The organism is Mesorhizobium sp. RSR565B (genome assembly GCF_054719465.1).
On record NZ_JBTTIE010000001.1, the window covers coordinates 5,488,229 to 5,511,986 of the forward strand.

Annotated in this window: 27 protein-coding genes and 1 pseudogene; 7 read left to right on the plus strand and 21 right to left on the minus strand. The window is 62.7% G+C overall.

The window, feature by feature from the left end; translation table 11 throughout:
- Positions 1 to 82: 82 nt before the first annotated feature.
- From rseP to ACYG9R_RS26445, 7 genes are all read right to left on the minus strand, one after another.
- Positions 83 to 1,225: an RIP metalloprotease RseP gene (gene rseP / locus ACYG9R_RS26415; RefSeq protein WP_023688578.1), complete on the minus strand. Its 1,143-nt coding sequence runs from the start codon at positions 1,223 to 1,225 to the stop codon at positions 83 to 85.
- A gap of 103 nt (positions 1,226 to 1,328) precedes the next feature.
- Positions 1,329 to 2,144, minus strand: a complete 816-nt coding sequence (locus tag ACYG9R_RS26420; protein ID WP_023824867.1) for a phosphatidate cytidylyltransferase — start codon at positions 2,142 to 2,144, stop codon at positions 1,329 to 1,331.
- Positions 2,145 to 2,155: 11 nt separating this feature from the next.
- Positions 2,156 to 2,878 carry an isoprenyl transferase gene (locus ACYG9R_RS26425; RefSeq protein WP_023748403.1) on the minus strand — a complete coding sequence of 241 codons (723 nt, stop codon included), beginning with the start codon at positions 2,876 to 2,878 and terminating at the stop codon, positions 2,156 to 2,158.
- Positions 2,879 to 2,909: 31 nt separating this feature from the next.
- Positions 2,910 to 3,464: a ribosome recycling factor gene (frr, locus tag ACYG9R_RS26430; protein ID WP_023671027.1), complete on the minus strand. Its 555-nt coding sequence runs from the start codon at positions 3,462 to 3,464 to the stop codon at positions 2,910 to 2,912.
- Between the two features lie 99 nt (positions 3,465 to 3,563).
- Positions 3,564 to 4,286, minus strand: coding sequence for a UMP kinase (gene pyrH, locus ACYG9R_RS26435; protein WP_023671026.1), 723 nt, complete (start codon positions 4,284 to 4,286; stop codon positions 3,564 to 3,566).
- A 150-nt stretch (positions 4,287 to 4,436) separates the two neighbouring features.
- The gene (locus ACYG9R_RS26440; RefSeq protein ID WP_023824866.1) at positions 4,437 to 5,546 is read right to left on the minus strand and encodes an aldo/keto reductase; all 1,110 of its coding nucleotides are present in this window, start codon (positions 5,544 to 5,546) and stop codon (positions 4,437 to 4,439) included.
- Between the two features lie 34 nt (positions 5,547 to 5,580).
- Positions 5,581 to 6,108 carry a nuclear transport factor 2 family protein gene (locus ACYG9R_RS26445; protein ID WP_023752226.1) on the minus strand — a complete coding sequence of 176 codons (528 nt, stop codon included), beginning with the start codon at positions 6,106 to 6,108 and terminating at the stop codon, positions 5,581 to 5,583.
- Between the two features lie 99 nt (positions 6,109 to 6,207).
- On the opposite strand from ACYG9R_RS26445, the gene ACYG9R_RS26450 reads away from it, so the two are divergent.
- Complete coding sequence (locus tag ACYG9R_RS26450) at positions 6,208 to 7,134, plus strand: LysR family transcriptional regulator (RefSeq protein ID WP_023824865.1); 927 nt, start codon at positions 6,208 to 6,210, stop codon at positions 7,132 to 7,134.
- Between the two features lie 36 nt (positions 7,135 to 7,170).
- On the opposite strand, the gene tsf is transcribed toward ACYG9R_RS26450, so the two are convergent.
- The 6 genes and pseudogenes from tsf to ACYG9R_RS26480 form a co-directional block, all read right to left on the minus strand.
- On the minus strand, positions 7,171 to 8,091 hold the full coding sequence (gene tsf, locus ACYG9R_RS26455) for a translation elongation factor Ts (protein ID WP_023684688.1): 921 nt from the start codon (positions 8,089 to 8,091) through the stop codon (positions 7,171 to 7,173).
- A 108-nt stretch (positions 8,092 to 8,199) separates the two neighbouring features.
- A complete protein-coding gene (rpsB, locus tag ACYG9R_RS26460; protein ID WP_023671022.1) occupies positions 8,200 to 8,988 on the minus strand; it encodes a 30S ribosomal protein S2 in 789 nt (262 codons plus the stop codon).
- Positions 8,989 to 9,165: 177 nt separating this feature from the next.
- Positions 9,166 to 9,510, minus strand: a complete 345-nt coding sequence (locus tag ACYG9R_RS26465) for a LysE family translocator (protein ID WP_280800237.1) — start codon at positions 9,508 to 9,510, stop codon at positions 9,166 to 9,168.
- A gap of 58 nt (positions 9,511 to 9,568) precedes the next feature.
- Positions 9,569 to 9,844 (minus strand): annotated as a pseudogene (locus ACYG9R_RS26470) (LysE family transporter); the annotation flags it as partial.
- The gene (locus ACYG9R_RS26475) at positions 9,775 to 10,053 is read right to left on the minus strand and encodes a DUF4031 domain-containing protein (protein WP_023824864.1); all 279 of its coding nucleotides are present in this window, start codon (positions 10,051 to 10,053) and stop codon (positions 9,775 to 9,777) included. The gene ACYG9R_RS26475 and the pseudogene ACYG9R_RS26470, both read right to left, overlap by 70 nt.
- Positions 10,054 to 10,096: 43 nt before the next feature.
- A complete protein-coding gene (locus ACYG9R_RS26480) occupies positions 10,097 to 10,927 on the minus strand; it encodes a cell envelope integrity EipB family protein (RefSeq protein ID WP_023671019.1) in 831 nt (276 codons plus the stop codon).
- Between the two features lie 138 nt (positions 10,928 to 11,065).
- Between ACYG9R_RS26480 and ACYG9R_RS26485 the strand changes: the two genes are divergently transcribed.
- The 5 genes from ACYG9R_RS26485 to ACYG9R_RS26505 all read left to right on the plus strand — a co-directional run bounded on the left by ACYG9R_RS26485 (position 11,066) and on the right by ACYG9R_RS26505 (position 14,743).
- Positions 11,066 to 11,530: a RidA family protein gene (locus tag ACYG9R_RS26485; protein WP_023693441.1), complete on the plus strand. Its 465-nt coding sequence runs from the start codon at positions 11,066 to 11,068 to the stop codon at positions 11,528 to 11,530.
- Positions 11,531 to 11,544: 14 nt separating this feature from the next.
- Positions 11,545 to 12,273: a glycerophosphodiester phosphodiesterase gene (locus ACYG9R_RS26490; RefSeq protein WP_023700734.1), complete on the plus strand. Its 729-nt coding sequence runs from the start codon at positions 11,545 to 11,547 to the stop codon at positions 12,271 to 12,273.
- A 55-nt stretch (positions 12,274 to 12,328) separates the two neighbouring features.
- Positions 12,329 to 13,543, plus strand: a complete 1,215-nt coding sequence (locus tag ACYG9R_RS26495) for a GNAT family N-acetyltransferase (protein ID WP_023693439.1) — start codon at positions 12,329 to 12,331, stop codon at positions 13,541 to 13,543.
- A gap of 96 nt (positions 13,544 to 13,639) precedes the next feature.
- Positions 13,640 to 14,068 (plus strand): HIT family protein, encoded by a 429-nt coding sequence (locus ACYG9R_RS26500; RefSeq protein ID WP_023671015.1) that lies wholly within the window; start codon positions 13,640 to 13,642, stop codon positions 14,066 to 14,068.
- Between the two features lie 147 nt (positions 14,069 to 14,215).
- The gene (locus ACYG9R_RS26505; protein WP_460221855.1) at positions 14,216 to 14,743 is read left to right on the plus strand and encodes a phosphatase PAP2 family protein; all 528 of its coding nucleotides are present in this window, start codon (positions 14,216 to 14,218) and stop codon (positions 14,741 to 14,743) included.
- A gap of 102 nt (positions 14,744 to 14,845) precedes the next feature.
- Here the strand turns inward: ACYG9R_RS26505 and clpA are convergent, their stop codons facing one another.
- From clpA to ACYG9R_RS26525, 4 genes are all read right to left on the minus strand, one after another.
- Positions 14,846 to 17,335, minus strand: coding sequence for an ATP-dependent Clp protease ATP-binding subunit ClpA (clpA, locus tag ACYG9R_RS26510; protein WP_023824862.1), 2,490 nt, complete (start codon positions 17,333 to 17,335; stop codon positions 14,846 to 14,848).
- Positions 17,336 to 17,341: 6 nt separating this feature from the next.
- Positions 17,342 to 17,668 (minus strand): ATP-dependent Clp protease adapter ClpS, encoded by a 327-nt coding sequence (gene clpS / locus ACYG9R_RS26515; protein ID WP_023671012.1) that lies wholly within the window; start codon positions 17,666 to 17,668, stop codon positions 17,342 to 17,344.
- A gap of 277 nt (positions 17,669 to 17,945) precedes the next feature.
- Positions 17,946 to 18,275 (minus strand): phasin family protein, encoded by a 330-nt coding sequence (locus tag ACYG9R_RS26520; RefSeq protein ID WP_023671011.1) that lies wholly within the window; start codon positions 18,273 to 18,275, stop codon positions 17,946 to 17,948.
- Positions 18,272 to 18,547, minus strand: a complete 276-nt coding sequence (locus ACYG9R_RS26525; protein WP_155923319.1) for a hypothetical protein — start codon at positions 18,545 to 18,547, stop codon at positions 18,272 to 18,274. Before ACYG9R_RS26525 ends, ACYG9R_RS26520 begins: the two co-directional genes overlap by 4 nt.
- A 68-nt stretch (positions 18,548 to 18,615) precedes the next feature.
- On the opposite strand from ACYG9R_RS26525, the gene ACYG9R_RS26530 reads away from it, so the two are divergent.
- On the plus strand, positions 18,616 to 20,010 hold the full coding sequence (locus tag ACYG9R_RS26530; RefSeq protein ID WP_373420149.1) for an SPOR domain-containing protein: 1,395 nt from the start codon (positions 18,616 to 18,618) through the stop codon (positions 20,008 to 20,010).
- A 46-nt stretch (positions 20,011 to 20,056) separates the two neighbouring features.
- Here ACYG9R_RS26530 and ACYG9R_RS26535 read toward each other — a convergent pair whose 3' ends face one another.
- The 4 genes from ACYG9R_RS26535 to ACYG9R_RS26550 form a co-directional block, all read right to left on the minus strand.
- Positions 20,057 to 20,755: a DnaJ domain-containing protein gene (locus tag ACYG9R_RS26535; protein ID WP_023730128.1), complete on the minus strand. Its 699-nt coding sequence runs from the start codon at positions 20,753 to 20,755 to the stop codon at positions 20,057 to 20,059.
- Positions 20,755 to 21,480, minus strand: coding sequence for a hypothetical protein (locus ACYG9R_RS26540; RefSeq protein ID WP_023712359.1), 726 nt, complete (start codon positions 21,478 to 21,480; stop codon positions 20,755 to 20,757). Before ACYG9R_RS26540 ends, ACYG9R_RS26535 begins: the two co-directional genes overlap by 1 nt.
- Positions 21,481 to 21,583: 103 nt before the next feature.
- Entirely contained in the window at positions 21,584 to 22,021 is a 438-nt protein-coding gene (locus tag ACYG9R_RS26545) for a DUF1489 family protein (protein WP_023824861.1), read from the minus strand.
- Between the two features lie 78 nt (positions 22,022 to 22,099).
- Positions 22,100 to 23,503 carry an L-serine ammonia-lyase gene (locus tag ACYG9R_RS26550; RefSeq protein WP_023726659.1) on the minus strand — a complete coding sequence of 468 codons (1,404 nt, stop codon included), beginning with the start codon at positions 23,501 to 23,503 and terminating at the stop codon, positions 22,100 to 22,102.
- Positions 23,504 to 23,758 lie beyond the last annotated feature (255 nt).

A 23,758-nucleotide genomic window follows, 5' to 3' on the forward strand; every position in this document is an offset into this window, starting at 1 on the left:
GGCTTTCGCGTCACGCATACCCCCGTGCATGGTAAACGGCGTCTCAACATTGCCGGTGCTGAAGCCAAATTTCTTCATGATTTCAGCACCCAAACAGATCGTTCCAGAAGACGAAGCCCATAAATCCCAGCACCAGAAAGAGGCCGGCCCGGTATCCCATTTCCATCATCCGCTCCGATACCGGACGCCGGAAAACGGCTTCGAGTGCGTAGAACAGGAGATGGCCGCCGTCGAGGGGGGGAATCGGCAAAAGGTTCAGAATTCCGATCCCGACCGACAGGCCGGCGACGAGTTGCACCAGCCATAGGAAGCCCAGCTTTGCCGCCTGCCCCGACATCTTGGCGATCTTGATCGGGCCGCCCAGCTGGCATTTGTCTTCGCGGCCGACAACGAATCGCTGCAGGAACTGGCCGGTGCGCTGAATGACGTGCCCCGTCTCCTCGACCGCGGCGCCGACTGCTCCGACAGGGCTGTAGGTGATCAACCTGGGCTGGCCGACATCCTTGTTGTTGACGACGCCGATGACGGCTACCTTGACCTTGTTGCCCAGTGCGTCCAGCTGCTCCATCGGCTCCGGCGTCGCGACGACGGTGACCTCCTTGCCGTCGCGCAACATGGTGAAGGTGATGGCGTCGCCGCCGCGGCCTGAGACCAGGCGTTGGACGTCGGCGAAGGTCTCAACCTTGCTGCCGTCGACGGCGACGAATCGGTCGCCTGGCAAAATGCCGGCCCTTTCGGCTGGACTGCCGGCGGTGACCGCCGCCACCATCGGCTCAAACACAGGGCGGCCGTAGAGGGAAAACAGCACGGCAAAGACGGCAATGGTCAAAAGGAAGTTGAACAGCGGTCCGGCCACCACCGTGGCGGCGCGTTTCCAGATGGGTTGCGTGTGGAAGGCGACCTTGCGTTCAGCGTCAGTCAGCGTTTCCAGATCTTCCGAACTCGGCTGGCTCGACGTGGCGCTCATGTCGCCGACGAATTTGACATAACCGCCGAGCGGTATGGCGCAGAGCTTCCAGCGCGTGCCGTGGCTGTCGTTGAAGCCGAGAAGTTCGGGGCCGAAGCCGATCGAGAAGGCCTTCACGCCAATGCCGCACCAGCGGCCGACGAGGTAATGTCCCATTTCGTGAATGAAGACGACCACGGTCAGCACGAACAGAAACGGCACCAGCGTGCCGAGGACAAAGCCTTCCGTGCTGAAAAACGCGTGAAGAATTTCGTTCAAGTCATGCCCTCAAATTCACCCGCGGCGAAAGGTGTCGCCGCGACTGTGACATCAATCCAGGCGAATCCGTGGCGTGCGCCATTTCTTCGCCGTGAAATATCACTCAAGCCGGAAACAGCCCCTGCGCCGGATGATCGGCGCCCGCCGAAATCCAGCCGATCACGTATAGGGCAAAAGCCGCCGCGACAAGCCCGTCCACCCTGTCCATGACACCGCCATGCCCGGGTATCAACGCGCTTGAATCCTTGCGGCCGTGGCGGCGCTTGACCCAGGATTCGAAGAGATCGCCAGCCTGGGCAACAATCGACAGCACCAGCGCAACCAAGGCGAGGACGCCAAGATTGCCGGCCCCGGCGGCGGCAGCCAGAAGCACGCCGGCGGCCACGCCGCCGACAGCGCCGCCAAGTGCGCCGCTCTGCGTCTTGCCGGGGGATATCGATGGCGCGAGCTTGGGCCCACCGACGGAGCGGCCGACGAAATAGGCAAAGATGTCGGTCGCCCAGACCACGGCGAACAGAAACAGGATTGCGACCAGGCCGGGATGGTCGCCGCCGCGCAGCAGCGCCAGCGATAGGCCGGACAAAGCCGCGTAGGCAAGACCGGCTGCATCCCATTGCGCCGCTCCACGCATAAGGACGCCGACAGCAGCGACCACAACCATGGCCAGGACAAGAGACAGAAGCCACGATGCCGGCACGCCTGCAACCAGGGCGACGACGAAAACCAGAAGCAGCGCTTCGGGAATGAAGCCGAGGGTCGCACCGGCCAAGGGGCGCGACATGCGCGCCCATTCATAGAAGATGACCGCCGATATCCCGGCGCAAAGCAGGCGGAACCACAGCCCTCCCAACCAGGTCAAGCCAAGCGCTATTGCGGCCAGCACCAGCGCCGAGACGATGCGAAGCTGAAGATTGTTCATCCCGCCGCCGCTCACGAGGCAGCGACATCTTGAGCGGCAAGCCCGCCAAAACGGCGCTCGCGGCCAGCAAAATCGCGCAATGCGTCGGCCAGGTGTTCGCGGCTGAAGTCAGGCCAGTAGCAAGGCAGAAAAACCAGTTCGCTGTAGGCTGCCTGCCACAGAAGGAAGTTCGACAGCCGAAGCTCGCCACTGGTGCGGATGACCAGCTCCGGATCGGGAATGCCTGCGGTGTCGAGGGCGCCGGCAAAAGTGTCTGCCGTGATCGCCTCTGCGTCGATCTCGCCGCGCGCCACTGCGGCTGCGAGCTTGCGTGCCGTGCGCACGATCTCGTCGCGCCCGCCATAGTTGAAGGCGATGACCAAGGTCAGCGATTCATTGCGCGCAGTCAGCGATTCGGCCTCTTCGAGCAGGCCCCTGATGTCCGGTTGCAGCCCCGCCCTGTCACCGATGATCCTGACGCGCACGCCGTTCTGGTGCAGTTCGGCCAGATCGCGGCGGATGAACAGCTTCAACAGCCCCATCAGATCGCTGACTTCGGCCTTGGGCCGCGACCAGTTTTCCGACGAGAAGGCATAGACGGTCAGGAAGGAAATGCCGAGACCCGGCGCGGCGCGCACCGTCTTGCGCAGCGCTTCGACGCCGGCGCGATGGCCGGCAAGCCGCGGCATGCCGCGCGCCTTGGCCCAGCGTCCGTTTCCATCCATGATGATCGCGACATGCGCGGGCGTTGCCATTGTCTCGCTTTCGGGCCGGTGTGGGCCGACCCTAGACCTGCATGATTTCAGCTTCCTTATCGGAAAGCAGGTGATCGATGGTGCTGATCGTCTCGTCGGTCAGCTTCTGGACCTGATCGGAGCGCTTGCGCTGATCGTCCTCGCTGATGTCGCCGTCCTTTTCCGCCTTCTTCAAGAAGTCCATGCCGTCGCGACGGACATGGCGCACCGCGACGCGGGCGTTCTCGGCGTAGCCATGCGAGATCTTGACCAGTTCCTTGCGGCGCTGCTCGTTGAGCTCGGGCAGCGGAATTCTGAGATTGGTGCCGTCGACGATCGGATTGAAGCCGAGATTGGATTCTCTGATGGCACGGTCGACCGCGCCGACCATCGACTTATCCCATACCGAAACCGAGATCATGCGCGGCTCCGGCACCGACACGTTCGCCACCTGGTTGATGGGCATGGTGGTGCCGTAGGCCTGGACCTGGATGGCGTCGAGCAGATTGCTGGAGGCACGGCCGGTGCGCAGCGAAGCCAGATCGTGCTTGAAGGCGGCGATCGCGCCATCCATGCGCCGCTTGAGGTCGTCGAACTCACCACTCATCTTAGTCTCCTCGACCCGTTTGATCCGGGTTCACTGCTTAGGGCCTATATCCGGACCCTCTTTCGAAAACTGATCCTTTTTAGGAGAGTATACTCCGGATTATTCGTCGGCGACGATCGTGCAACGGCCGCCGCCCCGCAGAATATCGCCGAAACCACCTTTTTCGTGGATCGAATAGACGATTATCGGGATGTTGTTTTCGCGCGCAAGTGCAATTGCGGCGGTATCCATGATCGAAAGGCCCTTGTTGATGACTTCGGCATGGCTGATGCGCTCGAAGCGGGTCGCATTCGGATCCTTCTTGGGATCGGCCGAATAGACGCCGTCGACCTGGGTGCCCTTGAACAGCGCGTCGGCGCCGATCTCGGCGGCGCGCAAGGCCGCGGCCGAATCGGTGGTGAAGAACGGATTGCCGGTGCCGCCGGCGAAAATGACGACCTTGCCCTGGTTCATATAGGCGGTGGCCTGGCGCTGGGAAAAACTCTCGCAAAGTTCGGGCATGGCGATGGCCGACAGCACGACGGCATCGACGCCGATCTTGTTCAGCGAGGTGCGCAGCGCCAGCGAGTTGATGACGGTGGCCAGCATGCCCATGTGGTCGCCGGTGACGCGGTCGCCGCCCTTGGATGCCACCGCCACGCCGCGAAAGATATTGCCGCCGCCAATGACGACGCCGACCTCGATGCCAAGTGCGCGGGCTTCGGCGATGTCGGCGGCGATTCGGTCGACCACCGAGACATCGATGCCGAAATGCTGCTCGCCCATCAACGCTTCGCCCGACGCTTTCAGCAGGACACGTCGATAGAGGGGCTTTGCCGTCATCTGGACCTCGTCATTGTTGCGTGTGGCAGCCTGGGCAGGCCGCCCTCGCGCGGGCGCCGCCGCTGGCGCGATGCCGAGTTCCGATACACGAAGGGCGCCGCGATGTCACGCGGCGCCCCTCGTCCAATTCCGCCTTCCCGTCGCGGCCCGTCAGTTGCTGGTGATGCTGACGGCGTCGCCCTCGACCAGCAGCGGCGGCGCATAGCCCAACGGCTTGTCGCCGGTCACGGCGCCGCCGGTAACCCGGGCTTGTATGTCGGACCCGAAATAGGCGTAGGGGAATGGCGGCGGTGTCTTGCTGACCGTATCCAGCCGCGCGCGAAGCTCGGCGGGTAACGTGAAATCCAGCGCCGCCAGATTGTCCTGCAACTGCGCCAGCTTGGTGGCGCCAAGAATCACGGTGGCGATGCCCGGTTGCGTTGCCACCCAGTTGAGCGCGACCTGCGCCATGCTGTGTCCGAGTTCGGCGGCCACTTTTTCGAGTTCCGCCACGATCGCCCAGTTGCGCTCGGTGAACTTCTGGAACCCCGGATGAGTAGTGTTGCGAAAGCCATCGAGCCGGCCGACATGGCCGTCCTGCGTCGGCCGGTACTTGCCGCTGAGCAGCCCGCTGGCCAGCGGGCTCCACACCATGATTCCTGCGCCATGGCGGGTGCCGAAGGGCACGAACTCATTTTCGATCGAACGCTCCGCCAGCGAATATTCAAGCTGCAGGGCCGACACCGGCTCGTAGCCGCGCCACTCGGCGATCGTCTGCGCGCGGGCAGCATACCAGGCCGGCACATCGGACAGGCCGACATGGCGAATTTTGCCCGCGCGCACGAGATCATCCATCGTGCGCATGACCTCCTCGGCCGGCGTCAGCCCGTCCCAGACATGGAGGAGGTAGAGGTCGATATAGTCAGTGCCCAACCGCTTCAGCGAGGCGTCCACGGCGCGCAAGATGTTCTTGCGGCCATTGCCACCGGCGTTCGGATTGCCGGGCTCCGCGTTGAAGGTGAATTTCGTGGCGATCACCGCTCTGTCGCGCAAGCCTCGCTCGGCGATGAATTCGCCGAGCCAGGTTTCGGCTGTGCCGCCGGTGTAGAGGTCGGCGGTGTCAAAGAAATTGCCGCCGGCCTCGACATAGGCGTCGGCCATGGCGCGCGCGGCTTCCCTGTCCGCGCCCCAGCCCCATTCGGTGCCAAAGGTCATGGTGCCCAGTGCCAGCCGGCTGACGCGCAGGCCGCTGTTGCCCAGTGTGTAATAGCTCATGGTCATGGTGTTTTTCCTATCCTGATTTCTTGACGCCGGCTCACTGGCCAGGCGTCATCTTGACCCAGGGATTGCCGCGCTCATGCGTGGCGCGGAAAACGAAGCCGTCGACTTTCCAGCCGGTCCCGGAGCGAACCAGATGGTGCTCGTAGGTGCCCCAGACTTCCCACAGCGGGTCGCCATTGCCTTCCATCCGGTTCCAGGCATAGCCGTTCGAAGAGACGGTCGCCGCGTCCGCCTCAAAGATCACCTGGTGATTGGTGCGCAGATGCAGGCTGGTCTTGCTGCCCCTGAGGTTGCCGGCCCAGGTACCGATCAGATCGTCGGAGGGGATGGTGGCGGCAGGCTGTCCTGACAGGCTGCTGAAGTCGACGGTGACACGGTCGGCGAAATAGGAGCGGGCAAGCTTCCAGTCCTGCGCATCGACGGCACGGTCGATGGCATCGGCGATGCGGATGACGGCGCGTTCGTCGGCGAGCGCGCGCCAACCGGACGGCTCGGCGCCGCCGGCATCAGCCGGCGCCAGAGCAAGGGCTGCGGCGAAGGTAGCGTGTTTCAAGGCATCCATCTCTCTTCTCCTTTGTGCATCGGTGATGGCAATATGGGTCAGCCTGTCGGCATCGAGAAGATTGAAGTGTTCGCAAGGACTATGCGATATCATGCATGAATGGACCGGGATCTGCTCAGTCATTTGCCTGTCATCGTCGCCGTTGCCCGACGCGGCGGCTTTGCGCTTGCTGCGGCCGAACTGGGCATGTCCCCATCCGCCGTCAGCCATGCGGTGCGCCTCGTGGAGGAGCGGATCGGCCAGCCGCTGTTTGCGCGCACCACGCGCAGCGTCTCGCTGACGGAAGCCGGCAAGGCGCTGGTGGACACGGCAGCCCCTGCCCTCCAGGATATCGCCGACCGGATGGACCGCATCCGAGCCATCAAGGGCCGGCCCTCCGGCTTGCTCAGGTTGAACGTTCCCAACATCGCCGTTCCACTTGCCGTCACTCCCGTGGCCGCCGCGATGGCTGAACGCTATCCTGATGTGACCATCGAATTGCTCACCGACCAGGGGCTGGTGGACATTGTCGGCGAGGGTTTCGATGCCGGCATCCGGCTGGGCGAGATGATCGCACAGGACATGGTCACGGTCCGACTGACGCCGCCATTCAACGCCGTGATCGTCGCCTCCCCCGCCTATGTCGGCCGGCATGGCCGTCCGCGCGGTGTGGCGGATCTTTCGGACCACAATTGCATCGGCTACCGGCTTGTGCGCTCCGGCGCACTCTATCGCTGGGACCTGACCGAGGACGGCAAGGATGTCGTGGCCGAGACGAAGGGTACGGTCATCGTCACCGATTCGCTGGCCGCGATCGACCTTGCGCTTGCCGGCGTCGGGCTGACCTATGTGTTCGAGCCGCTGGTGCGCGCGGAATTGGCCGCCGGCCGCCTCGTTCAGATCCTGCCGCAAACGGCGAGCGAGGAGCCCGGCCTCTTCCTCTACTTCCCGCGCAGGGCGTCGATGGCGCCAAAGCTCAGGGCCTTCATCGACACCGCACAAGAAATCGGCCGAGCATCCTTGCGGACACCCGGCCGAGTTGCCTGAGGTGAGAAGCCCCTTTTCAGGGGCTATTTTTAAAAACTACTTCTTCACCGCCGCCGCGACTTCTGCCGCGAAATCGGTCTCTTCCTTTTCGATGCCTTCGCCCAGCGCAAAGCGCAGATAGGCGGAGATCTTGGCCGGAGCGCCGATGTCCTTCTCGGCATCCTTCAGCGCCTGCTCGACAGTGATGTCGGGATTGAGCACGAAGGCCTGCTTCAGGAGCACAACTTCCTCGTAGAACTTGCGCAGGCGGCCTTCGACCATCTTTTCGATGATCGCTTCCGGCTTGCCGGACTGGCGCGCCTGGTCGGCGAAGATCGCCTTCTCGCGCTCGACCGCTGCCGGATCGATCTGCTCGGCGGTCAAAGCCAGCGGGTTGGTGGCGGCGACATGCATGGCGACCTGGCGGCCAAAGGCGTTGGCGGCATGCTCATTGCCCGTGGTCTCGATCGCGACCAGAACGCCGAGCTTGCCAAGACCATCGGCAACCGCATTGTGCACGTAGGTTGCGACAGCACCGTGCGGGACGGTGAGCTTGGCCGAACGGCGGAAGCTCATGTTCTCGCCAATGGTGCCAACGGCGTCCTTGATGGTGTCAGTGACCGACTTGTCCGAACCCGGATACTTTGCGGCAGAGACAGCCTCCGTCGTGCCATAAGCAAGCGCGACCTTGGCGACATTGCGAACGATCTCCTGGAACTGCTCGTTGCGGGCCACGAAATCGGTCTCGGAGTTAACCTCGACGATGGCGGCCTCGCGGACGCCGGAGTCGACGCCGATCAGGCCTTCGGCGGCAGTACGGCCAGCCTTCTTGTCGGCCTTGGAAATGCCCTTCTTGCGCAGCCAGTCGACGGCCTCTTCGATGTTGCCGTTGGTCTCGGTCAACGCCGCCTTGCAGTCCATCATGCCCGCGCCGGTCAAGTCGCGGAGTTCTTTGACCTGTGCAGCCGAAATGCTCATTGTCGCCTCTTTGTTTTAAATGCACCGACGCACCACCGGTACTCGGTGATGCGTCTGTCTAGCGTGCCAAATATGAGAATGATGAAGGCCGCAACCGGCCTTCGATTGTCAAGCTTCCGGAGCGTCCGCAGCCGGGGCCGGAGCCGGATCAAGCGCCGGTTCGACCGGAGCTTCGACCGAGGCGCCGATGTCGACGCCGAGCGCGCCCTGCTGGCGGGCGATGCCGTCGATGGCAGCCTTGGCGATCAGGTCGCAATAGAGCTGGATGGCGCGCGCCGCGTCGTCATTACCGGGGATCGGGAAATCGATCTTGTCCGGATCGCAGTTCGAATCGATGATGGCGACGACCGGGATGCCGAGGCGCTTGGCCTCGAGGATGGCGATCGCTTCCTTGTTGGTGTCGATGACGAACATCAGGTCCGGCGTCGAACCCATGTCCTTGATGCCGCCGAGCGCCTTGTCGAGCTTCTCGCGCTCGCGGTCGAGGTTCAGGCGTTCCTTCTTGGTCAGGCCCTGGGCCTCACCGGCCAGCATCTCGTCGAGCTTGCGCAGGCGCTGGATCGAATTCGAGATCGTCTTCCAGTTGGTCAGCATGCCGCCGAGCCAACGCGAGTTGACATAGTATTGGGCCGAACGCTGTGCGGCGTCGGCGACGATGTCGGACGCCTGGCGCTTGGTGCCGACGAACAGCACGCGGCCGCCCTTGGCAACGGTGTCGGAAACCTGCTTCAGAGCCTGGTGCAGCAAAGGCACCGTCTGCGACAGGTCGATGATGTGGATGTTGTTGCGGGCGCCGTAGATGTAAGGCGCCATCTTCGGGTTCCAGCGGTGGGTCTGGTGGCCGAAGTGAATGCCAGCTTCCAAAAGCTGGCGCATGCTGAAATCAGGCAGTGCCATTCTTAGTTCCTTTTCCGGTTAGCCTCCACGGACACAGGCATTTTTGGACTTTGTCCTCGAACGCCACCGGAGGTTTCAGCCGGATTTCTCCCGGGCAGACACCAAAGTCCGTGTGTGGAATGAGCGCGCATATAGAGGGGAAGCGCTGCAAACGCAAGCGGTGAGGTGCTTCATCGCTCAGCGTGCGGCAATCAGCGCTCCGGTGCCGATCATGGCGCTGCCGGCGAACCGGTTAATCAGCCGCATGCGTTCGGGCGTCCTGAACCAGCCGGATGCCCTGCCCGCCAGCGCGGCGTAGATGCCCATGGTGAGAATATTGGCGCCGACGACGACTGCCACCACCAGCAGGCTGTCGGCAAACGTCATGGTGTCGAGGTTGAGGATCAGCGGCATGATCGAGGCGTGGAACAGGATCGCCTTCGGGTTGCCGAGCGCCACGGAGGCGCCAAGCAGGAACGAACGCGACAATCCGGTTTGGGGGATTCCTTGCGCGGCCGATTGCGCGGCCGCGGCCCGCCACATCTTTGATGCCGAGGAAAATCAGGTAGGCCGCACCGGCGTATTTCAACAGGAGAAACACCCATTCGAAGGTCTGGGCCAGCGCCACCAGCCCGAGCAGTGCCAAGGTGACCAGCACGGCATCACCGGCGGCAATGCCCATTCCGGCGACGAACGCACGCAGGAAGCCGCCTGCCACGCCGTTGGTGATCACCGTGAACATCGCCGGACCCGGCGTGGCGGCGGCAAGTGTGATGGCAAGGCAATAAGCCAAGAATGCCGTTAGCGTCACGATCGGCCCTTTCCGTTGGGTACCCGTACGCGCCTGAAGATCGAAACGATCTCCTCGCGGCTGCATTCGATGGCGCCGAGCCGCACCGCCCGGTCGCGCTCGAAGCCGGTTATGTCATAGTGCGGCGCCGATGTCCTGGGCGGCCCCTGGTAGGACGAACGCTTGACACCAAGCTCGGCGGCGAAACGATGCAGTTCGTCCGTATCGTCGGCCATCAGGTGGCACCAGCGATGGCCGGCCCATTTCCAGATCGCCGCATCGACATAGACCGCCATCGGGAACTGCCATCAAGCCTGCCGTGCCAGCGCCGCATTGTTGCTATTTCGAGACCGGGCAAGGCTTGGTCTGATCGAACAGCGAGAGGTTGACCAGCTTTCCGGTCATCGAGAACTCGCCATAGTCCATTGTGAGGTCGCGGGTGATGCCGTTCTCGTGCAGCTTGAAGCTGATGCGGTATTCCGGCACCTCTTCGCCCGATTTGTCGGTCTCGTCGAAATAGGCGATGTCGACCGGCCAGTATTTGTCGCCGGCAAGCTTGGCCAGCGCCGGCGCTTCGGGGTCGGCCTTGTCGCCCTCGGCCTTCTTGCCGACGATGACGGTGGTGGTCATCACCTTGTTGGCATCCTCCGAACCGTCGAACAGGCTGGTTTCGTAGAAATTCTCGCCCTTCTCGGCCTTGCCGATCAGTTCGACCAGATGCTGGGTCGGGAACTGAGTAGCGGCGAGTTCCAGGCTGTTCTTCTCGGGCTTGTCGATGTCGACCTTGAGGCCCTTGGTCTCTTTCGTGGCGGTGCCCTTGACCTCCTTGTCTAGGTTCTGGTCGACGAAGGATTTGGTCACGAACGAGAAGGTCTTGCCTTCGGCGTCCTCGAACGTGGTCGTCTGCTGGTCGGTCAGCCTGGTGTTGTCGCCGGTGGCGATCTGGGTGACGAAACGGAATTTTACCGTATAGCCCTCGCAGGGCGAGCCGTTGAACTCATAGACCATGCGGCCGGAAATGCCGGTGATGCCCGAGCGGTCCGACGCCTTGTCGAGGGTAAGATCGTAGACGGCGCGATGCGCCTGCAGCGCCGGCACGGCAAAGGCTGGAGCCATCGAGAACAGCACCGGAACGAGAACGGCGTGGAAGGCAAGGCGCGTTGCGCGCATAAAGGGCTCCGATCGTCGCAGCTGATGGCAGGCCGCAGGTAAGGATGGTCCAGCTTAAAAAAAGTCGTGGCGGAAGCGAGGCAAAAATAGCAATTTCGGCCCGGCCAGCGCGGCGTCTCCAAGCAATAGGGAAATACGATGAGTGAAACAATCGAAAAGCGGCTAAGCGATCTCGGCGTGACGATACCTGCCGCCGCAGCGCCCGCCGCGAACTATGTGCCCTATTGCAGGTCCGGCAATCTTTTGTTCACCGCCGGGCAGTTGCCGCTCAAGGACGGCAAGCTGCAGGCAAGCGGCCTGCTCGGCCGCGACGTCGACACGGCAACCGGCAAGGAAGGCGCAAAGTACTGTGCAATCAACATCTTGGCGCAGGCAAAAGCAGCACTTGGCGATCTCGAAAAAATCCAGCGGCTGGTCAAGATCACCGTCTTTGTTGCATCAGTGCCGGATTTCGTCGAGCAGCATCTGGTCGCCAATGGCGCCTCCGATTTCCTGGTCGCGGCCCTTGGCGAGCGCGGCAAGCATGCCCGCTCCGCCGTCGGCACCGCCTGTCTGCCGCTTAATGCCGCAGTGGAAATCGAAGCCGTCTTCGAGGTCGCATGAGCAGGACCAAGACAATGACCGACCTTTCCTGGCTGACCGCCCGCCCGGTGGCGCATCGCGGCTTTCACGACATGAACAAGACGCGCTGGGAAAACACGCTGTCGGCCTTCGCTGCTGCCGCCGAGCGCGGCTATGCGATCGAATGCGACGTGCATTTGTCGTCCGACCGCGTCCCCGTCATCATTCATGACGGCGATCTCAGGCGGTTGACCGGCCAGGACGGCTTTGTCTGGCAGCGCACGGCAGCGGAACTGGCGGCGCTCAGGATCGGCGGCACCAAGGACCATGTGCCTTCACTTCAGGAGGTGCTCGACCTGGTCGACGGCCGCGTGCCTTTGGTGGTCGAACTGAAGGGCGTGCCCGGTTACGACGAGGGCCTGGTGGCAAGCGTCGGCAAGATGCTGGAGCGCTACAAGGGCAAGGCGGCGATCATGTCGTTCGACCACTGGCTGGTCCGCGATTTCCCCAGGGATGCGCCTGGCATTCCGGGTGGGCTGACCGCCTATGGCAGGGACAACCAATTGATCGAGGCGCATTTTGCCATGCTGGCACATGACCTCGCCTTCACCTCCTATGCCGCGGGCGATCTGCCGAACCCGTTCGTCAGCTTCGTGCGCGAAAGGCTTAAAATGCCTGTCATCACCTGGACGGTGCATGACCAGCCGGCGGTGGATCTCACCTTCAAATACGCCGACCAGATGACGTTCGAAGGGTTCGAACCCGATCTGGTCAATGTCGCCTGATGGAAGTGCCTGAAACGTGACTTGTAGCGGCCCCGACAGAGCTTAAATAAGCCCCATGGATCAGGGTGATGAAGGTGACGGGCAAACGGCGAATGCGGAGTTTTCCATCCGCGTTGCCGCCGGCATCAATGCCTTCACCTGCGACGAGTGGAACGGCTTTACCGGCACAACCCGCAGCGACACAGAAAATGGCTATAACCCTCTCGTTTCATATGCTTTTCTGAGCGCGCTTGAAGATTCCGGCTGCGCCGTGCGGCGTACCGGCTGGCAAGGTCATCATCTCAGACTGGAAAATGCCCAAGGCAGATTGCTGGGCGCCGTGCCCTGCTATCTCAAATCGCACAGCCAGGGCGAATATGTCTTCGACCACGGCTGGTCGGATGCGTTCGAACGCGCCGGCGGCAACTACTATCCGAAACTGCAATGCGCCGTGCCGTTCTCTCCGGTCACCGGCCCTCGCCTGCTGGTCAGCAAAGGCGAGGACAGCGCCATTGTGAAGGCCGGTCTCGCAGCGGGCCTGAAGGCGGTGACGGAAAAGCTCGGCGTGTCGTCCGCGCATGTCACCTTCGCCAGTGAAAGCGACGTTGCAACGCTGGAAGCAGCCGGCTTCCTGCACCGCACCGACCAGCAGTTCCACTTCTTCAACGAAGGCTTTTCGACCTATGACGATTTCCTCGCTACGCTGGCATCGCGCAAGCGCAAGGCGATGAAGAAGGAGCGGCGCGAGGCGCTCGCCAACGATATCTCGATCGACCGGCTGACCGGCAAGGACCTGACCGAAAGGGCCTGGGACGATTTCTTCGCCTTCTATATGGACACCGGCAGCCGCAAATGGGGCCGGCCCTATCTCAACCGCAAGTTCTTCTCGCTGATCGGCGAGCGCATGTCCCAGGATATCCTGTTGGTAATGGCCAAGCGCAATGGCCGCTATGTCGCCGGCGCCATCAACTTCATCGGCTCCGATGCGCTCTACGGCCGCAATTGGGGCTGCATCGAGGACCACCCGTTCCTGCATTTCGAAGTTTGCTACCATCAGGCCATCGACTTCGCCATCGAGCGTAAGCTGAAGGTGGTCGAGGCCGGCGCGCAGGGTGAGCACAAGCTGGCGCGCGGCTATCGTCCCGTGACCATGCATTCGGCGCACTACATCGCACATCCCGGCCTGCGCAATGCTGTGGCCGACTATCTCCGGCGGGAACGCCGCGAGGTCGAGCGGATGGGCGAAATCCTGGAAGAGCATACGCCGTTCCGCAAGGATCTTGAGGAATAGCGATCCGCCCCTGCCCTCGCCTGTCGATATCGCCGGACCATCTTGCCGGTCCGGGACAGCTTCGCTACACCGGGAGCATACTCCCGGAGCGCCGCCATGACCGAGGCCTACGACCCCAGCAATATCTTCGCGAAGATCCTGCGCGGCGAAATCCCGTCGCACCGCGTCTACGAGGATGATGCCGTGGTCGCCTTCATGGATGTGATGCCGCAAGGCCCCGGTCACACGCTGGTGGTGCCCAAAGCACCGTCGCGCAATCTGCTCGATGCAGATCCGGCGACGCTCGGCCGGCTGTTCACCACGGTCCAAAAGGTGTCGCTGGCGGTCAAAAAGGCTTTCGGCGCTGACGGGGTCACGATCCTGCAGTTCAACGAACCGGCCTCCGGCCAGACCGTCTACCACCTGCATGTCCATGTCATCCCGCGGTTCGAAGGCATCGCGCTCAAGCCGCATACGGGGCAGATGGAGAAGCCCGAAGTGCTGACTGAGAACGCGGCCAGGATCCGGGCAGCGCTGAACGGTTGAGGGGGCGCGCGCCTCACGGCGATGCGCTCAGCCACAATCCACTGCGTCGGTTAGGAAAATATCAAACCACCCGTGATAACGCGCGCCGTACCGGGATGCGTTTGGGTTTTCAAAATCGCGGAACATTCGGTTGCGACATCAGAGCCGTTGGTAGAAGCAGCTGCCGGGCGGGCCTTTCTGCGCACCTTGGCGGACGCGTACCGGCGACACCGCCTGCTGCAGGCGATGGCCATCGCTGCCCTGCTTTTGGCAGCCGCGGTCGGCCTGCGCACCGGAAACATGCCGGATTTCGGCGTGCTGGAAGACTATGCCCAATACCTTCTTTTCGCTTTCTGGATCGGTGGCTGCGCCTTCGCACTCGGCAGCTTTTTTCACCTTGCGCAGGACATTGTGTGGAGCGGCTATATCGGGGCGACGCCAGGCAGTCTCGGCATATCCGCCTTCCCGTCCATGCATGTGGCGATGGCGGTGCTTTTCGCGCTTTATGCAACACGCCGCTCACGGTTGGCCGGCCTTTTGATGTGGGCATTCGCCGCAATCATCATGGTCGGCTCGGTCGTCCTTGGCTGGCATTATGCCGTGGATGGCTATGCGAGCGTTCTGATTTCGATCGCCATCTGGAAGGCGTGCGGGTTCTTCCTGGGCAAGTTTGCACCCGAGGGCGTCGCCGCCTGACCTAACAACATCTGACCTGAAAAGCAGGGGCGCTGTGTCGGCAAACCGGCCAGCCATGAAAAAAGGCCCCGTCACCGGGCCCTTTTTTCATTGGCGAACTTTTTAGCTCTTGCGCGGCAGTTGCGGCACCAGGCTGCGCTTGCCGCCATCCTTGCCCTTCGGCTCGGGCTCGTCCTTGCCCTTGGGCTGAGGCTTCTGCGCCACCGCCTTCTTGGCGACGGGCTTCTTGGCCACCGCCTTGCGGGCTTTCGGCGCCTCTTCCGGCTCCTGCTTCGGCTGCACCGGGGCTTCGTCGGCCAGTGATTCGAGCTTCAGGCCGGTTTCGCCGGTTTCCTTCTTCTCGACTGTGACGCGCACCGTGCCGCCCTTCTTGAGCTTGCCGAACAGCACCTCGTCGGCCAACGGCTTCTTGATGTGCTCCTGGATGACCCGGCCGAGCGGCCGCGCACCCATGCGCTCATCATAGCCCTTGTCGGCCAGCCAGGCGATCGCGTCGGACGACAGGTCGAAGGTGACGCCCCGCTCGGAGAGCTGGGCCTCGAGCTGCATGACGAACTTCTGCACCACCTGATGGATGACCGGCACCGGCAGCGAGCCGAACGGGATGATCGCATCGAGACGGTTGCGGAACTCCGGCGTGAACAACCGGTTGATGGCCTCGACATCGTCGCCTTCGCGCTTGGTCGATCCGAAACCGATCGCCGCGCGCTGCGCATCGGATGCGCCCGCATTGGTGGTCATGATAAGGATGACATTGCGGAAGTCGATCTGCTTGCCGTTGTGGTCGGTCAGCTTGCCGTGGTCCATGACCTGCAACAGGATGTTGAACAGGTCCGGATGCGCCTTCTCGACCTCATCCAGCAAGAGCACGCAGTGCGGATGCTGGTCGACGCCGTCGGTGAGCAGACCGCCCTGGTCGAAGCCGACATAGCCGGGAGGCGCGCCGATCAACCGCGAAACGGTGTGGCGTTCCATATATTCCGACATGTCGAAGCGGATCAGCTCGACGCCGAGCGAGGCAGCCAACTGCTTGGCGACTTCGGTCTTGCCGACGCCGGTCGGGCCTGAGAACAGGTAGGAGCCGATCGGCTTTTCCGGTTCGCGCAGGCCGGCACGCGCCAGCTTGATTGCCGAGGTCAGCGCGGTGATGGCGGTGTCCTGGCCATAGACGACGCGCTTCAGCTCGATGTCGAGGCCTTGCAGCACCTTCTCGTCGTCGGCCGAAACCGTCTTCGGCGGGATGCGGGCCATCGTGGCGATCGTGGCTTCGATCTCCTTGATGCCGATCGTCTTCTTGCGCTTGGATTCCGGCACCAGCATCTGCGAGGCGCCGGTCTCGTCGATCACGTCGATCGCCTTGTCCGGCAGCTTGCGGTCGTTGATGTAGCGGGCCGACAGTTCCACCGAAGCCTTGATCGCCTCGTTGGTGAACTTCACCTTGTGAAATTCCTCATAATAGGGCTTGAGGCCCTTCATGATCTCGATGGCGTCCTCGATGGTCGGCTCGTTGACGTCGATCTTCTGGAAGCGCCGCACCAGAGCGCGGTCCTTCTCGAAGAACTGGCGGAATTCCTTGTAAGTGGTCGAGCCGATGCAGCGGATGGCACCCGAAGACAGCGCCGGCTTCAACAGGTTCGACGCATCCATCGCGCCGCCTGACGTGGCGCCGGCCCCGATCACCGTGTGGATCTCGTCGATGAACAGCACGGCGCCGGGATAATCCTCTAGCTCCTTGACAACCTGCTTCAGCCGCTCTTCGAAATCGCCACGGTAGCGGGTGCCGGCCAGAAGCGTGCCCATGTCGAGCGCGAAGATGGTGGCGTCCTGCAGCACTTCGGGCACGTCGCCTTCGACGATGCGCTTGGCCAGACCTTCGGCAATCGCCGTCTTCCCGACGCCGGGATCGCCGACATAGAGCGGGTTGTTCTTAGAGCGGCGGCACAGCACCTGGATGGTGCGGTTGATTTCGCTCTCGCGGCCGATCAGCGGATCGATCTTGCCGGCCTTGGCCTTGTTGTTGAGGTTGACGCAATAAGCCGTCAGCGCATCCTGCTGCTGCTTCTTCTTGCCGCCTTCCTCCTGCGGCTCGGCGCCGTTCTGGCCGCCCTGCTCGTCATCGGCGCCGCGCGGCGAGCGCGTCTCCGATGCGCCGGGGCGCTTGGCGATGCCGTGCGAGATGTAGTTGACCGCGTCGTAGCGGGTCATCTGCTGTTCCTGCAGGAAATAAGCGGCATGGCTCTCGCGCTCGGCAAAGATGGCGACGAGCACGTTGGCGCCGGACACTTCCTCGCGGCCGGATGACTGTACATGGATCACGGCGCGCTGGATGACGCGCTGGAAGCCGGCGGTCGGCTTGGAATCCTCATCGTAACCGGTGACCAGATTGTCGAGTTCGGTGTCGATATAGGTCAGAACGGTGTGCTTCAGCTCGTCCAGATCGACGTTGCAGGCGCGCATAACGGCGGCCGCCTCGGTGTCGTCGATGAGGGCGAGCAGCAGATGTTCTAGGGTTGCATATTCATGGTGCCGCTCATTGGCGAGCGTCAGCGCCTGGTGAAGCGCCTTTTCCAGGCCTTGGGAGAAAGCCGGCATGTTACCTCACTTCTTCTCCATCACGCATTGCAGCGGATGCTGATTCTGTCGGGCGAAATCCATGACCTGAGACACTTTGGTCTCGGCCACCTCGAATGTATAGACCCCGCACTCGCCCACCCCATGATTGTGAACATGAAGCATGATGCGTGTGGCGGCTTCGCGGTCCTTTTGAAAAAAGCGCTCCAGGACGTGAACCACGAACTCCATGGGCGTATAGTCGTCGTTGAGGATGAGGACCCTGTAAAGGCTGGGCTTCTTGGTCTTGGTCTTCGTGCGCGTAATGACGGCTGTGCCGCGACCGGCCTCATTGCCGTCGCCGTCACTTTGCATCCGCACCACGCTTGTTGTGGCAGTCAAACCTGAAGTCACGTAATCCTGCCTCTTTCGAATCCCCATGGCGAGTTCGATATGTAGGTGTTCGATGGACGATTTTAAGCCCTTCTTGTTAGCTGACAATATGGCTAGGTGGGCAAACCGAGGCGATTTTCAAAATCGTGAACCGCCAAAGCCCCGGAATTGAAACCGGCATGAAAAAACCCGGCCGCGCATCCGCGACCGGGTCTGTTTTGCAAGCCCGAAAGGCCGTGCCTGGTATTCTCGAGCGAAATTACTTCGCCTTGGCGACAATCGATTCGAAGGGCTTGTAAGCCTCCTTGGCGAGATCGGCATAGAGATCGCCGAACTTGGTCGCCTCGGCAACGAAGCTCTCATAGCTCTGCTTGGCGAAGTCGGACTGGATCTCGACCGCCTTTTCCAGCGACTTGGCGGAGAACAGCTTTTCGACCGCGGCGCTGCCGGCTTCGAAGCTCTTCTTGGTGTATTCGCCAGCTTCAGTGGCGATCGCCTGCGCGCCCTTGGAGAGCGAGGTGAAGCTCTTCAATCCGGTATCGGCAAACTCCTTGCCGTATTTCGAGAAGTCCTCGTAGGTCTGGGTCATTTGACGTTTCCCTTGGCGTTTTGAAGCGCCCTTGCCTGAGCGCGGTTGTGCAATGCACGAGAATATATTGTGCGCTGCACAAAAGTCAAGATTTCAGCGGCATCAGGCCGCGCTGCGCCGGCATCAGCTAAAATTCGAATAAAGAAAGGCTCAAGCCCGAGGAAAATGGTGAACGCGCCGGTTACCATAAACGGATTGGTAACGCTGGCTGCGATAGTTTGACAACAAGTGAGGTCGGATCCCTTTGCCGCCTCCAGGGCAATGAGTTTCAAAGGAACTATCAGTGCGTCAGGCGTTGTCGGTCTTCGGTTCAAAATCCGCATCTTCCCTCAAAACGATCATGATCCTCGCTTTGGCGATGTCATTTGTCGTTGCGGATGCCGCGTCCTCGATGGCCGCCAGGTCTTCGGCGATCGTCGTCGACGCCAAGACCGGCAAGGTGCTTTATTCGTCCGATGCCAACGGCCGGCGCTACCCGGCGTCGCTGACCAAGATGATGACGCTCTATCTGACCTTCGAGGCCATGGCGAAGGGCCGGATCAGCAGGAACACGCCCGTGCCGTTCTCGGCCAAAGCGGCGGCCGAACCGCCGACCAAGCTCGGCGTCAAGGCGGGCGGAGCGGTTTCGGTCGAGACCGCCATCCTGTCGATGGTGACCAAGTCGGCCAATGATTCGGCGACCGCGCTCGGCGAACTGCTCGGCGGCAGCGAAAGCAATTTCGCCCGCATGATGACCGCTAAGGCGCGCGCGCTCGGCATGGACGGCACCGTGTTTCGCAATGCCAACGGCCTGCCCGATCCCGGCCAGTTCACAACCGCCCACGACATGGCGATGCTTGGCATAGCGCTCAGGGAACATTATCCGCAGTATTACGGCTATTTCTCGCAGCGCTCCTTCCTTTACGGCCGCCAGCGCATCAATGGCCACAACCGTCTGCTCGGCCGCATCAAGGGCGTCGACGGCATCAAGACCGGCTATACCCGCGCCTCCGGCTTCAACCTCGTCTCGTCGGTTTCGGATGGCAACCGCCGCCTCGTCGCCGTCGTCATGGGCGGCACTTCGGGGCGCAGCCGCGACAACCAGATGGCCGGCCTGATCAACGCCTACATGCCGCGCGCATCGACCCGCGGCGGCGGCGCCCTGGTCGCCAAGGCCGGCGGCGACAATCCGGTCAAGGCGCTGGCCAAGGTCTTCCTGCCCAAGCATGACGCGCCGACGCCGGATGGCAAGCCGATCGTTGAAGACGATGCCGTGGCGTCCAATGACGATCCGACATCCGCTGACGAGCAGTCTGCTGAAGGCCAGTCTGCCGACGAACAGACGGTGGCCGCGGTCGAAGAGCCCGCCCCCGTCGTCAAGACCAGGAAGGTCAAGACCGTCATCGTGACGGCGCCGAAGGTCGAAACTGCGCAGATTGTGGCTGCCTATGCCGAACCCACGCCTGTATCCCCACAGGCGGTCGACCCGGTCAACACGGCCTCGGTGCCGGCTGGTTGGGCGGTGCAGGTGGCGTCGTCGCCCAAGCAGTCCGAAGCCCAGGCTTTCCTCGACAAGACCGCCAAGCTGGCGCCCAAAGTTCTTGGGGCTGCTTCCGGTTTCACCGTCGCCTTCGAAAAGGATGGCGAGACCTATTACCGTGCCCGGTTCGGCGGCTTCCGCTCGAAGGATGCGGCCTGGAATGCCTGCAATGCCCTGAAGAAAAAGAAAATCGCCTGCTACGCCGTCCAACAGTAGGGCGGCGTCGGAACCATCTCCCGGAAATTTACTGCGTCGAAGGAGACTAGTTGTGATTGGAGAGCAAGACGTCCTTGGCTTCGTTGATCCGCGCCGCCAGGAAAGACGTGCCGCCGATGTCGGGGTGCAGGCGCTGCATCAGGCGGCGGTGCGCCTTGCGGACATCCGCCGCGGCGGCCCCCGCTTCAAGACCAAGGATCTTGTAGGCCTCCTCCTTAGTCATGGCGCCCGCACCTGGCGCAACACCCAGCCCTTCGCCACCGTTCGCCTCAGCGTCGTTGCGCCAGACGGGAAAACGGCCGTCAAGATACGTCTCTAGGAGCTGGCGGCTCTCCGGGTCGCCGGGGAGTTCGCGGTAAAGCTGCTGCAGCTCGGCCAGGCCCATCGCGCCCAGCATCTTGCCTTCATGGCGGCCGGCCAGAACCAGGCCTTCAAGCCCGCCCGTATCGTGATCAAGCTCCATTTCCAGTGCGGCGGTCCGCACCGTTGAGCGCTTGCCGGGCGCCGGCCCGACCGACGGCCGCTTCATTCGCATCGACCCGTACCAGGCAAGGGCCGCGGCCAGGATGAGGCCGGCAATGCCTTCGCGCCCGACCACCAGCACGGCAAGGCCAACCAGCGCCAGAAGCACCGGCCCGAGCGTGCGCATGCCGCTTGCCAGTTTTTGCGCATCGGCACGGACAAAGATCGTCGCCGCGCCGAGCAGCACCAGAAACAGTGCAACAAGTGCAATGATAGCGCCCATCAATTCCCTCCGCCCCTGAGATGCTCGATCAGCAGCCGGTCTCCCGGCCTGTCCCTTGCCTCGAGCGCCTTCAATCCGCCGGTCGCATAGACGGCAACCGCCGAAAGCAGCCCGGCCAAGGTCGCGGCAGCCCGCCGATCAAATCGGAACCAAGCCCCTTTGGACAGCCGCGCAATCTCCTTGAACGCCTTTTCTGCGCCGGGATCATGGCCTTCCTGGAAGACGAAGACGGGAACGCCGTGCAGACCGAGGCTGCCGGCCTTCTGCGCCAGGTCGTCGATATCCTCTTCCATGGCGTCGCCGATATAGACCAGAGCATTGACCTTGGCCGCCGCCGTTTCCTTCAGCGCATGCGCCAGCACCTTGCCGATCTGGGTGTGGCCGGCACGGCAGTCGATCCGCGTCATCAGCTGCTTCAGGGCATTGGTGTCGGCGACAAAAGCCGACGAGCGGCACTCGCCCAACCCGCGAAAATAGGCCAATTGGACACTGAGGGTGCCGGCCTTGCCAACGGCGTCGAACATCTCGCCCTGCAGCTTGGCGGCGACATCCCAGGTCGGCTGGCGGCTCATCGTTGCGTCGAGGGCAAGGATCAGCCGGCCCGTGCCGGTCGCGACAAGCGTCCGGGCCTGACGGATAAAGGCGTCGATCTCGCCGGCATTGGATTGAGGCTTGACCGGCGCAGGACTGGCCCTTGCGGGCACGCGCTGCTTCTTGTCGCTCATAAGAAGCAAGATGTGGCGTTGTCGGCCCCCTTGCAAGTCCAGCCTTGGACAAGATGAAGGGCCAGCGCTCGACGCTCTGGGAGAAGCGGCCGCGCCCTTGGCTCTACAGCAAGCCCAGATCGGCGAGCTCGCGCTTCAGTTTCGGCGGCATCTCGACCATTCCGGCCTTGCCCTTGCCGATATCGGCGGGCGCATCCGAAGGTTTGAGATAACGCCAGCCCTGGAAGGCGCGGCGCGGCTGCCAGTCGGTGCGCACGACGTCGAGGTCGAGCATCAGGCGGCAACGGCCGATGCCTTCGTCGTCGGTGAAGGGCCTGATATCAGTGATCAGCTGGCGGCATTGCACGCTGCCCTTGATCACCCAATAAAGCGAACCGCCATCGGTGACCTCGGCGCCGCGCGCCGGCACCATGCGGGTGGTGTGCCAGTGCTCGGCGGGTTCGCCGGCGCGGCGGCGCTCATCGAGGCGGAAGGCGATCCATTCTTCGAGGTCCTCGACGCTGTCGCAACCGACGCACAGTTTTAGGAGATTGAGTGCCATCGCTTAAGGTTTAGTCCGGCGCGCGATTGCGTCAACGGCCCTGCCCGACTTCTCCACAGTGCCAGTGGCGTTGCACGGTCAGCATTCCACGACATTGACGGCGAGCCCGCCAAGGCTGGTTTCCTTGTACTTCTCGTTCATGTCGAGGCCCGTCTGGCGCATTGTTTCGATCGCGGCGTCGAGCGGCACGAAATGGACGCCGTCGCCTTTGATCGCCAGAGAGGCGGCGGTGACCGCCTTGACGGCGCCGAGCGCGTTGCGCTCGATGCAAGGCACCTGGACCAGACCGCCGACTGGATCGCAAGTCATGCCGAGATGATGTTCGAGCGCGATTTCGGCGGCGTTCTCGACCTGCTCGGGCGTGCCGCCCATGACGGCGCAGAGACCCGCGGCAGCCATCGCCGAGGCCGAACCGACCTCGCCCTGGCAGCCGACCTCGGCGCCGGAGATCGAGGCATTGGTCTTGATGATGCCGCCGACGGCGGCGGCCGTGAGCAGGAAGTCGCGGATGCTCGGCTGGTCGGCCTCGGGGTGGAAATGCAGCCAGTAACGCAGCACCGCCGGCAATGTGCCGGCCGCGCCATTGGTCGGCGCGGTGACGACGCGTCCACCGGCGGCGTTCTCTTCGTTCACCGCCATGGCGTAGATCGACAGCCAGTCATTGGCCAGCAAAGGGTTGGGCTTGTTCTGCTGCCATTGCTCCTGCAGCTTGTCGTGCAGCATGCGGGCACGACGGCGCACTTTCAGCCCGCCCGGCATGATGCCGTCCTGCGACAGGCCGCGGTCGATGCAGCCCTTCATGGCGCCCCAGATCGCATCAAGGCCGTTGTCGAGCTCCTCGCGCGACATATGTGTCTCTTCATTGACGCGCTTCATGTCGGCGATAGACAGGCCGCTTTTGCCTGCCATCTTCAGCATCTCGACGGCATTCTTGAAGGGATAGGGCACCTTCTTGCCTTCTGTGGTCACCGAGCCCTTCACCTTCATCCGCTGCAGCTCTTCCTCGGACACCACGAAGCCGCCGCCGATGGAATAGTAGATGCGCTTGAGCAGCAGCCGGTCGCCGGCATCGTAAGCGTAGAAGGCCATGCCGTTGGCGTGGCCGGTGAGCGGCGTCTTGCGGTCGAGCACCAGATCCGTCGCCGGATCGAAGCGATAGGAGGGATGGCCGCGTGGCGATATCCGCTTCTCGGCGGCGATGCGCGTGGCGATTCCCTCGGCCTGATCGGGATCGACCGTCTGCGGTGTCAGGCCAGCAAGTCCGAGGACAACGGCGCGATCCGAGCCATGGCCGATACCGGTATAGGCGAGCGAGCCGTGCAGGCTGGCGCCAATGCGATCGACCTTGACGCCGGCCGGGCGCGGCCAGTCATCGCCGGCGATCTCGTCGAGAAACCGCCGCGCCGCTGTCATCGGTCCCATCGTGTGCGAACTCGACGGTCCGATGCCGATCTTGAACAGGTCGAAAACCGAAAGAAACACGCTGCGCCGTCTCCGGGAATGGGATCAAGACCTACATATAGGACTTTCCATGATGTTTGTGCTGTTTTGCGGATTGCGGCGCTGCACCTGCCGACCTTGTTTGCTCCGGCAGCGACATCACCGGCTGAAAGCGCGTCGCGCTGAAACGGATTCATGCGACGCGCTTTAAGTTCTTGTTTCAATGCATGTCGTTGTCCCAGAACCGCAGCTCACCTCTGGGCGGCATGCATTGAGCATCGAACTGACCGCTTTGCC

What these genes read in the sequence shown, in the direction of transcription:
- frr (WP_023671027.1), bottom strand. Translation starts at nt 3,464, where the DNA reads ATGAGTGGTGAGTTCGACGACCTCAAGCGGCGCATGGATGGCGCGATC.
- ACYG9R_RS26440 (WP_023824866.1), bottom strand. Translation starts at nt 5,546, where the DNA reads ATGACCATGAGCTATTACACACTGGGCAACAGCGGCCTGCGCGTCAGC.
- ACYG9R_RS26485 (WP_023693441.1), top strand. Translation starts at nt 11,066, where the DNA reads ATGAGTGAAACAATCGAAAAGCGGCTAAGCGATCTCGGCGTGACGATA.
- ACYG9R_RS26530 (WP_373420149.1), top strand. Translation starts at nt 18,616, where the DNA reads ATGATCCTCGCTTTGGCGATGTCATTTGTCGTTGCGGATGCCGCGTCC.
- ACYG9R_RS26450 (WP_023824865.1), top strand. Translation starts at nt 6,208, where the DNA reads ATGGACCGGGATCTGCTCAGTCATTTGCCTGTCATCGTCGCCGTTGCC.
- pyrH (WP_023671026.1), bottom strand. Translation starts at nt 4,286, where the DNA reads ATGACGGCAAAGCCCCTCTATCGACGTGTCCTGCTGAAAGCGTCGGGC.
- ACYG9R_RS26480 (WP_023671019.1), bottom strand. Translation starts at nt 10,927, where the DNA reads ATGCGCGCAACGCGCCTTGCCTTCCACGCCGTTCTCGTTCCGGTGCTG.
- clpA (WP_023824862.1), bottom strand. Translation starts at nt 17,335, where the DNA reads ATGCCGGCTTTCTCCCAAGGCCTGGAAAAGGCGCTTCACCAGGCGCTG.
- ACYG9R_RS26545 (WP_023824861.1), bottom strand. Translation starts at nt 22,021, where the DNA reads ATGGCACTCAATCTCCTAAAACTGTGCGTCGGTTGCGACAGCGTCGAG.
- ACYG9R_RS26475 (WP_023824864.1), bottom strand. Translation starts at nt 10,053, where the DNA reads ATGGCGGTCTATGTCGATGCGGCGATCTGGAAATGGGCCGGCCATCGC.
- ACYG9R_RS26425 (WP_023748403.1), bottom strand. Translation starts at nt 2,878, where the DNA reads ATGGCAACGCCCGCGCATGTCGCGATCATCATGGATGGAAACGGACGC.
- ACYG9R_RS26420 (WP_023824867.1), bottom strand. Translation starts at nt 2,144, where the DNA reads ATGAACAATCTTCAGCTTCGCATCGTCTCGGCGCTGGTGCTGGCCGCA.
- tsf (WP_023684688.1), bottom strand. Translation starts at nt 8,091, where the DNA reads ATGAGCATTTCGGCTGCACAGGTCAAAGAACTCCGCGACTTGACCGGC.
- clpS (WP_023671012.1), bottom strand. Translation starts at nt 17,668, where the DNA reads ATGCAAAGTGACGGCGACGGCAATGAGGCCGGTCGCGGCACAGCCGTC.
- ACYG9R_RS26490 (WP_023700734.1), top strand. Translation starts at nt 11,545, where the DNA reads ATGACCGACCTTTCCTGGCTGACCGCCCGCCCGGTGGCGCATCGCGGC.
- rpsB (WP_023671022.1), bottom strand. Translation starts at nt 8,988, where the DNA reads ATGGCACTGCCTGATTTCAGCATGCGCCAGCTTTTGGAAGCTGGCATT.
- ACYG9R_RS26535 (WP_023730128.1), bottom strand. Translation starts at nt 20,755, where the DNA reads ATGGGCGCTATCATTGCACTTGTTGCACTGTTTCTGGTGCTGCTCGGC.
- ACYG9R_RS26540 (WP_023712359.1), bottom strand. Translation starts at nt 21,480, where the DNA reads ATGAGCGACAAGAAGCAGCGCGTGCCCGCAAGGGCCAGTCCTGCGCCG.
- ACYG9R_RS26500 (WP_023671015.1), top strand. Translation starts at nt 13,640, where the DNA reads ATGACCGAGGCCTACGACCCCAGCAATATCTTCGCGAAGATCCTGCGC.
- ACYG9R_RS26495 (WP_023693439.1), top strand. Translation starts at nt 12,329, where the DNA reads ATGGATCAGGGTGATGAAGGTGACGGGCAAACGGCGAATGCGGAGTTT.
- ACYG9R_RS26445 (WP_023752226.1), bottom strand. Translation starts at nt 6,108, where the DNA reads ATGGATGCCTTGAAACACGCTACCTTCGCCGCAGCCCTTGCTCTGGCG.
- ACYG9R_RS26465 (WP_280800237.1), bottom strand. Translation starts at nt 9,510, where the DNA reads ATGTGGCGGGCCGCGGCCGCGCAATCGGCCGCGCAAGGAATCCCCCAA.
- ACYG9R_RS26520 (WP_023671011.1), bottom strand. Translation starts at nt 18,275, where the DNA reads ATGACCCAGACCTACGAGGACTTCTCGAAATACGGCAAGGAGTTTGCC.